This is a genomic window from Streptomyces sp. NPDC001100 (genome assembly GCF_053598575.1).
The window spans coordinates 1-2,448 of the sequence record NZ_JBSFKO010000091.1 but is presented as its reverse complement, the minus strand read 5'-3'; the positions used below and the strand labels follow the sequence as shown (position 1 = coordinate 2,448).

Below are 2,448 nucleotides of genomic sequence, written 5' to 3'. Positions count from 1 at the left end.
TGCTCCCCCACCACCGCAGCCGGATCCACCCCGACCACATCCACCCGAGCCACCAGCTCGTCAACCGACATCACGAGGCTTTCCGCCACCACCAACACCCCGGACTCCACCAACAACCGCGCCCGCAACACCTCATGACGCTCCATCACGGCCTGCACGGCATCGACGAGCGCCTCGCGATCCAGCCCCGGGGGCACCGTCAGCACACCCGGCTGGACGATCCGGCCGACCCACTCCGGGCCGACCCGGTCCAGCAGTTCGCGCATCACCGGCGTCAGCGGCACCTCACCGACACCCGTGTCCGAGCGCCGTGCGCTCCCCGTGCCGGACGAGGCGACAGCCACCCGCGCCAGCCGCTCAGGCGTCTTCTCCTCGAAGATCTGGCGGGGCGACACGGTCCAGCCCGCGGCACGGGCCCGGGACGCGAGTTGCATCGACATGATCGAGTCGCCGCCCAGCGCGAAGAAGCTGTCCCCGACCCCGGCCTCCTCCAGCCCCAACACCTCGGCGAACAGGGCGCAGAACACCTCCTCGGCCTCGGTCGACGGGGCACGCGTATCGGCGGACGCGAGGTCGGGGGCAGGCAGGGCGGACCGGTCGATCTTCCCGTTGGCGGTCAGCGGGAACGCGTCGAGGACGACGACCACCGACGGGACCATGTACTCCGGCAGACGGGTCGCGGCCAACTCCCGCAGCGCCTCGGCCTCCACGTCACCGAGGACGTATCCGACCAGCCGACCGTCACGGGCCACCACGGCAGCCCGCTCGACCAGCGGATGACCCGCGAGGACGGTCTCGACCTCACCGAGCTCCACGCGGAACCCGCGGATCTTCACCTGCGCGTCCGCACGCCCCACGAACTCCAGCTGCCCGTCGGCGGTCCAACGAGCCAGGTCCCCCGTCCGATACATCCGCTCGCCGTCATCGAAGGGGCAGGCCACGAACCGCTCGGCCGTCAGGTCGGGCCGATTGATGTAACCGCGAGCCAGACCGGAGCCGGCAACGTAGAGGTCACCCGTGACGGCGTCGGGGACAGGTCGGAGGAACCCGTCCAGCACGTAGGTACGGACGTTGGGCAGCGGGCGGCCGATGGCCGGCGGGGCATCCTCGCCGGTGATGCCTTCCTCCAGCAGGACCGCTGTGGTGATGACGGTGGCCTCGGTGGGCCCGTACGTGTTCCAAACACGGGCGCCCGCACGCCACTTCGCGGCCAGACCGGCCTCCAGCCGCTCCGCGCCCAGCACCCAATTCCCCACCCCTGGAACCGAATCCGGCTCCAGCACTCCCAGCAACGAGGGCACCACACTCGCCACCTCAACCCCGGCAGCCTCGACCATGGCCGCCAGAGCAGCTCCGTCCTGCCGCTCCTCCGCCGAGGCGATCGCCAACGTGCCCCCAGCGGCCAGCGTCACCGCCACGTCCAGCACCGCCGCATCGAAACTGAACGACGCGAACTGCAGCACCGCCACCCCGGCATCCACACCGAGCACCGGTCGCATGGCCGACGCCAGATTCGCCACGGAGGCATGCGCCACGGCCACGCCCTTCGGACGCCCCGTCGACCCCGACGTATAGATGACGTACGCCAGTTGGCCCGGATCCACCGCGCTGTCCGGCCCCTCGCCGAACTCGGTCTCCAACTCGTCGAGCCGGACCGTGTCGACTCCTTCCGCAAGCCGATCCGCCGTCTCGGGTGTCACCAGCACCAGTTCGGCGCCGCTGTCCGCCGCCATGAACGCCAGCCGGTCGGACGGGTACTCCGGATCCAATGGGACGTACGCGCCACCGGCCTTCCACACCGCCAGCATGGCCACGACCATCTCGGCGCCGCGCGACAGACACAGACCCACCCGCGACTCACGCCCCACCCCACGGGCAATCAGCCCCCGCGCCAGCGCATCCGAGCGCGCATCCAACTCGGCGTACGACAGTGCCTGTTGCCGGAACCACAACGCCGCCGAATCCGGTGTCCGCACCGCCCACCCACGGAACCGCTCCAACACCGTGCCGGGCTCTGCCGGACGGGCGGTGGCGTTCCACTCCTCCACCACCGCGGTCCGCTCGGACTCGTCCAACAACTCGATGTCGCTGAGCCGCAGTTGCGGATCGGCCGCGATCTGCTCCAGCACCCGGACCAGACGGCGAGACATCCGCAGGGCGCTCCGGCGCCTGAACACGTCGGAGCGGTAGTCGAGACGGATCGAGAGGCCGTCGGCCGGGGCCGGGGTGACCCCCAGCGCCAGCGCGAAGTTGGTCGACTCGCGGAGCTCGGTGGCCGTGATGGTGAGACCGTCGCCGAGGGGCTGGGCGTCCAGGTCGCCCGGGTAGTTCTCGAAGGCCAGGAGTGTGTCGAAGGTCGCGCCGGGGCCGGCGGCCCGCTGCACCTCGCTCAACCCGACATGCTGATGGTCCAGCAACGCCGACTGCCGCGCCTGAAGCACCCCAAGC

The 2,448-nt window shown here is 70.8% G+C and carries 1 protein-coding gene; it reads right to left on the bottom strand.

The features are described 5' to 3' along the window. Positions 1 to 2,384 (bottom strand): non-ribosomal peptide synthetase (locus tag ACWDEW_RS48760; RefSeq protein ID WP_450522823.1); only part of this gene is annotated, 2,384 nt, incomplete at its 3' end. Positions 2,385 to 2,448 lie beyond the last annotated feature (64 nt).